We start from the raw sequence: 6,442 nt of genomic DNA, 5'->3' as shown, positions 1-6,442 counted from the left end.
TCATTAAATTAACACATATTTATAAAAAGTGACATTTTATATCTGTAATTACAAATACTTTTGATCCTTTTTTAATTTTTGACTTAAATTTATTTAAATCTTTTTAAATTATATCATTTTGCAATGTTTTTTTGGTTATAATATAATAAAAAAATAATTGCTTTTTTTGGACTGCTTTTAAGTTTTAATCATTTCAACCAACAAAAATATTACTTTAATAAAAGTTTTTATATCTAAAAATAATTTGCTTGACTTTTTAGGTATTATCTTATCTGCTAATTTACAACTTACAAAATATTTTGATTTCTTTTATAGAGCAAAACTATTTTTATTTAATACTTTTTATTTAATTTAACTATATTTTAATTAATTTACTTCTGAAGTAATAATAAAAAGTTCAAATTTTTTTATGTTTTTTTCAAAAAAATGATTTTTTTTTAACAAATTATTTATTTTAGGTATATAATTATTTATGGTTGTTATCAACCAAATATTTTCATTTATTAAATTTAAAATTATTGTATTTATTTTTTTATTATTGTTATATTCTTGTTATTAGATTATTTTGTGTATACCCCCTATTATATTTTAGTCTCCTTTCTAAGTTTTTAAATCTTTTAAAGTGTTATTATAATAACTAATCTTAATAATTAAAAATATAAAAAAATTGAAAATCCATTTTGAAAATTACATTACGTTTTCAATATCAAAATCAAGAACAAATTTTCACTGTTTATCTGTTCTTGATTTTTTCTTTTTTTTAGATAAATATAAATATTTTTATTTCTTTTTAATGTATAATTTTTATTAAATATAAAAAATTTTATTAAGGAGAAAAATGTCAAAAATTACAAGCATTCACGCTCGTGAAGTGTTAGATTCAAGAGGTAATCCTACTGTTCAAGTAGAAGTTAAAACAGAATTTGGTGGTTTTGGTTCAGCCATTGTTCCATCAGGTGCTTCAACAGGGACAAGAGAAGCTTTAGAATTAAGAGATCAAGATAACGCTTTTGCATCAAATTGATTTGGTGGAAAAGGAGTTATGCAAGCAGTTAAAAACGTTAATGAAAAAATTGCTCCTGTTGTTTTAGGAATGGAAGTTACAGATCAAAGAAAAATAGACTTAGCAATGATTAAATTGGATGGTACTCCATTTAAGAAAAATTTAGGTGCTAATGCTATTCTTGGGGTATCTTTAGCTGTTCTTAGAGCTGCAGCAGATGAATTAGAAATTCCTTTATATAAATATATTGGGGGAACAAACGCAAGAAAATTACCAGTTCCAATGTTAAACGTTATTAATGGTGGAGAACACGCATCAAATACAATTGATTTCCAAGAATTTATGGTTATGCCATTAGGAGCCAAAACAATAAGAGAAGCTTTACAAATGGCTAATAAAGTTTTCCACAACTTAGCTAAATTATTAAAAAAAGCAGGACACGGAACACAAGTTGGTGATGAAGGTGGATTTGCTCCTAACTTAAAATCACACGAAGAAGCTTTAGACTTTTTAGTTGAAGCTATTAAAGTTGCAGGATTTACACCAGCAACTAAAGGTGAAAATGCTGTTGCTATTGCTTTAGATGCTGCATCATCAGAATTATATGATTCAAAAACTAAAAAATATACTTTTGGAAAATTAAAAGCGGCTATCGAAACTAAAAAAGAAGGATTTGCAAGTTTAACTGATAAAGTTGAATTTACAACAGATGAATTAGTAGAATACTATGGAAAATTATTTGCAAAATATCCAATTATTTCTGTAGAAGACGGATTTGCAGAATCAGACTGAGAAGGATTTAAAAAATTTAATCAAAAATTTGGTTCAACTCACCAAATAATGGGAGATGATTTAACCGTTACAAATGCTTCTATTTTATCAGAAGCTATTGCACAAGGTTCAATTAACTCAATTTTAATTAAATTAAATCAAATTGGTTCAGTTTCTGAAACACTTGACACAATTGAATTAGCACATAAAGCAGGATTTACAGCTGTTGTATCACACCGTTCAGGTGAATCAGAAGATACAACAATTGCTGATTTAGCAGTTGCAGTAAATGCAGGTCAAATTAAAACTGGTTCTTTATCAAGAACAGATAGAGTTGCAAAATATAATAGATTATTAGCAATTGAAGAAGAATTAGCTGAAGCAGCTGAATACGATGGAGAAAAAACTTTCCACAACTTAAAAAGAAATGTTAAGTAATTAAATTGTTTTAATATGCCACAAGATGTAATAAAAATTATTTTTATAGTAATTTGATTATTGATAATATTAAGTTTTATTATTTTAGAACTAGCTACTAATGGAATTTGAACAGCATTAACAAGTATAAGTGCTATTCCTTCATTAATTATTGCTTTAGCAACTAAAGGGGTTTATTGAAGCATAATAGCTCAAATTCTTACTTTTATTGTTGTTTGAATTATTATCTATTTTTCAACATATAAATTACTTAAAAATAGACTTTATTCTACCAAAATAGGTGTAGAAAGAATTCAAGGTTTAACTAAATCTAAACCTAATATTTTAATTGAAGATAGTTATGAATATGGAGAAGATACTCAAAATTATGGAAAAATTAAAATTGATGGTAAATTTTATAGAACTATTTCAGTTGAAGGTCAAGGAAAAATAGAGAAAGGAAATTGAGTAAAAGTTAAATTTGTAAAAGGAAATATCCTTTACATAGAAAAAACAACTCAAAAGGAAAATTAGTATGATTTGAATTATCGTTGTTTCTGTTCTTGCTATTGCCATAATTATATTATTAATAATAACTTTAATAAGAAGCATTAGAATTATTCCACAATCTGAATTTGCTGTAGTCGAAAGACTTGGTAAATATAACAAAACACTTAAAAACGGAATAAATTTCCTTTTACCTTTTGTAGACAGAATTGTTAAAAGAGAAAACTTTAAAGAAAAAGTTTTAGATTTCCCAGAACAAGATGTTATTACTAAAGATAATGCAGGAATAAGAGTTGACACAGTTGTCTTTTTAGAAATTACAGATCCTAAACTCTTTGTTTATGGAGCAGAAAATTCTATGAAAGCCATTGAAAACCTTTGTGCTACAACACTAAGAAATCTACTTGGTGAATTAGAATTAGATGAAGCATTAATTTCAAGAGATACTATCAACTCTCAATTAACATTAATTTTAGATGAAGCGTCTGATTCTTGAGGAATTAAAGTACATAGAGTAGAGATTAAGAATATTATCCCTCCTAAAGAAATTCAATCAGCAATGGAAAAACAAATGAAAGCAGAAAGAGAAAAAAGAGCAAATATTCTTGAAGCAGAAGGAAAAAAAGCTTCTCAAATCCTTCTTGCTGAAGGGCAAAAAGCTGCTAAAATTCTTGAAGCTGAAGCTGATAAACAATCAGAAATTCTAAAAGCTGAAGCTAAAAAAACAGCTGAAGTATTAAAAGCTGAAGCCGATCAAAAAGCAATTGAATTATTAAATCAAACAAATATTACAAAAAATATTCTTACTTTAAAATCTATTGAACAACTTGGAGTTCTAGCTAACGGCCAAGCAACTAAAATTATTTTACCACCTAACTTAGGTGACGTTGCTAAAACAATGAGTGTTGCTTCTGAAATATTTAAAGAAGGTGACAAAAAATAAAAACAAAAATATCAAACTAACAAGTTTGATATTTTTAATTTATTTTTTAAAACTAATTTGATTTGTCAAATGCATCAGAAGCAATACTTACTTTTTCTTTATCAATTTCATTAATATTATTTGTTTTTATATCATTTAATTTAAATGCTTCTTTACTTATTATTAATTTTGATAATGGTTCTACAAAGTGAACTGATGTTATTTTATTTCTTTCAAATGCTGCTTTTGAAATTAACTCCAATTTATTTGATTTAAAATCTAAAGAAGTAATTTCATTGTTAAAAAAGGCTGAAATTCCTATTGATTTTAAATTAGAATTTTCTGAAATAACAAATTTTGAAATTTGATTATTTGCAAATGCTTGTTTTCCAATATAAGTTACTGAATCTGGTAAAATAATTTCTTTTATTTTGTTTGTTTCAAATGCATAATTACCTATTGTTTTTAAAATAGTTGCTTTTGAAAAATCTAATTCTTGCAACTCATAATCTATTTTTGATGTTGGTAATGTTCTATTTGTGAAAGCTGAATCTTCAATTATTTCTAAAGTTGGAGGAAAAATAATTTTTTTAAGATGATAAGAAACGATAACTTGGTTATCAACACCATCTTTTTTTATTGTTTCACTTAATAAAATTTCTCTACTTTTTTCACCAGCAAAAGCTCCTGTGTATATAGTTGTAATGGATTCTTTGCTCAAGTCTAATGTAAAGGTTTTATGTTCTTTATCAAATATAACATTAACAAATTCTCCTTTATCATTTTTCTTATTTACAAGATTCTCTCCTTGTTTGGTATTTGCATTATTGTCGCCACAAGAAACAGCGACGATAGGTAAAACTAATAATGGACTTATAGATAAAAATATTTTTTTCATAGTTTAAATTTTACACTATTATTTTATTTTCCAATTATAATTTAATAATATGTATAATTTAATTTCAAAAAATAAGCCTCAAGGCGATCAACCAAAAGCAATTAAAGAACTTTCCGACGGAATAAAAAATAATAAAAAATACCAAGTCTTACTTGGTGTTACAGGTAGTGGAAAGACTTTTACTATGGCTAATGTTATCAAAGAAACAAATAGACCAGCTCTGATTTTATCACATAACAAAACTTTAGCTTCACAACTCTTTTCAGAGATGAAAAGTTTGTTTCCAGAAAACAAAGTAGAATATTTTGTTTCTCACTTTGACTACTATAGACCAGAATCTTACTTACCAGCTAAAGATGTTTATACGGAAAAATCCAGTAAAACAAACTGAGATTTAGAATCTATGAGAATGTCCACTATCAATGCTTTAGTAACTAGAAGAGACACAATTGTTGTCTCTTCTGTTGCTGCAATTTACGGGGCACTTGATCCAAAAGAATATCAATCTAATCTTTTTTATATCGAAGTAGGAATGAAATTAAATAGAAGTGATTTATTTAGAACTCTAGCAAAAATAGGTTATGAAAGAACTGATATTGATTTAGAACCAGGAAAATTTAGAACTAAAGGGGATGTTGTAGAACTTTTTCCTGTATGAACTGAAGAATTAACTATTAGAATTGATTTTTTTGATGATGAAATTGAAAATATAGTCTATCAAGAAAAATTAAGTAAAAAAACTACAAAAAAAGTTAAAAATTTTGTTATTTATCCAGCAAACTCTTATACAGTAACTAATGATACAATTGAAAGAGCTGTTAAAACTATTGAATTAGAATTAGAAGAAAGATTATCTTATTTTGACAAGGAAAATAAATTAGTTGAAAAACAAAGATTAAATGACAGAGTTCGTAATGATATTGACTCACTAAAAGAATTTGGTTTTTGCTCTGGAATAGAAAACTATTCAAGACATATGGATGATAGAAAAGAAGGCGAGAAACCTTATACACTTTTTGATTATTTACCTAAAGACACACTTATCTTTATCGATGAGTCCCATATGACAGTTCCACAACTACAAGCAATGTATAAAGGTGATTATCAAAGAAAAAGAAATCTTGTAGATTATGGTTTTCGTTTGCCTTCCGCTTTAGATAATAGACCTTTAAAATTTGAAGAATTTGAAGAAATAGATAATCAAATTATTTATATTTCAGCTACTCCTTCAGATTATGAAGTTGACAAAACGCACGGAGAAATTACAACACAAATCATAAGACCTACTGGTCTTGTTGATCCAATAATTGAAATTAAATCAACTAAAAATCAATTAGAAACTATGTATAAAGAAATTGATAATCAAATTAAAAATAATGAAAGAGTTATTATCATAACAGGAACCAAAAGAATGGCAGAAGAGTTATCATCTAATTTTAGAGAAAAACACTATAAATCAGCTTATATTCATTCTGAACACAAAACTTTTGAAAGAAATGACATATTAAGAAAATTACGTAAAGGAATTTATGATGTTGTTGTGGGAGTTAATCTACTGAGAGAAGGGATAGATTTACCAGAAGTTTCTTTAATTATGATTCTTGAAGCTGATACCAACTCATTTTCCAGAACAAAAGCTGCACTAATTCAAATGATTGGTAGAGTAGCTAGAAACGATCACGGTAGAGCAATTTTATTTGCTGATTCTATTACAAGCAATATTGAATCTACTTTAAAAGATAATGAAGAAAAAAGAAAAATTCAAATGGAATATAACAAAAAACACAACATCATTCCTAAAACTATCATTAAACCTATTTTTGACCCCATTCAATCAGTTGAAACAATTGATGCTTTAGAAAAATCTTCAAAAGTCAAAGATAAAAAAGAAAAAGAAGAAATAATAAAAGCACTAATAAAACAA

The 6,442-nt window shown here is 26.2% G+C and carries 5 protein-coding genes; 4 read left to right on the top strand and 1 reads right to left on the bottom strand.

Going from position 1 to position 6,442, the window contains the following annotated elements; genetic code table 4:
- The first annotated feature begins 838 nt into the window (after window positions 1–838).
- Genes eno through ACXX85_RS03835 form a run of 3 tightly spaced genes read left to right on the top strand, consistent with a single transcriptional unit; the run spans window position 839 to window position 3,641 of the window.
- The gene (eno, locus tag ACXX85_RS03845) at window positions 839–2,212 is read left to right on the top strand and encodes a phosphopyruvate hydratase (protein ID WP_458560673.1); all 1,374 of its coding nucleotides are present in this window, start codon (window positions 839–841) and stop codon (window positions 2,210–2,212) included.
- Window positions 2,213–2,227: 15 nt separating this feature from the next.
- Window positions 2,228–2,725, top strand: a complete 498-nt coding sequence (locus ACXX85_RS03840) for an NfeD family protein (RefSeq protein ID WP_436358878.1) — start codon at window positions 2,228–2,230, stop codon at window positions 2,723–2,725.
- A gap of 1 nt (window position 2,726) precedes the next feature.
- On the top strand, window positions 2,727–3,641 hold the full coding sequence (locus ACXX85_RS03835; protein ID WP_436358877.1) for an SPFH domain-containing protein: 915 nt from the start codon (window positions 2,727–2,729) through the stop codon (window positions 3,639–3,641).
- A 52-nt stretch (window positions 3,642–3,693) separates the two neighbouring features.
- Here ACXX85_RS03835 and ACXX85_RS03830 read toward each other — a convergent pair whose 3' ends face one another.
- Window positions 3,694–4,518 carry a leucine-rich repeat domain-containing protein gene (locus ACXX85_RS03830; RefSeq protein ID WP_436358876.1) on the bottom strand — a complete coding sequence of 275 codons (825 nt, stop codon included), beginning with the start codon at window positions 4,516–4,518 and terminating at the stop codon, window positions 3,694–3,696.
- Between the two features lie 49 nt (window positions 4,519–4,567).
- On the opposite strand from ACXX85_RS03830, the gene uvrB reads away from it, so the two are divergent.
- Window positions 4,568–6,442 (top strand): excinuclease ABC subunit UvrB (gene uvrB, locus ACXX85_RS03825; protein WP_458560672.1); only part of this gene is annotated, 1,875 nt, incomplete at its 3' end.

Source organism: Mycoplasma sp. Z386 (genome assembly GCF_054343375.1).
This window is presented reverse-complemented; position numbering and strand designations above follow the sequence as displayed.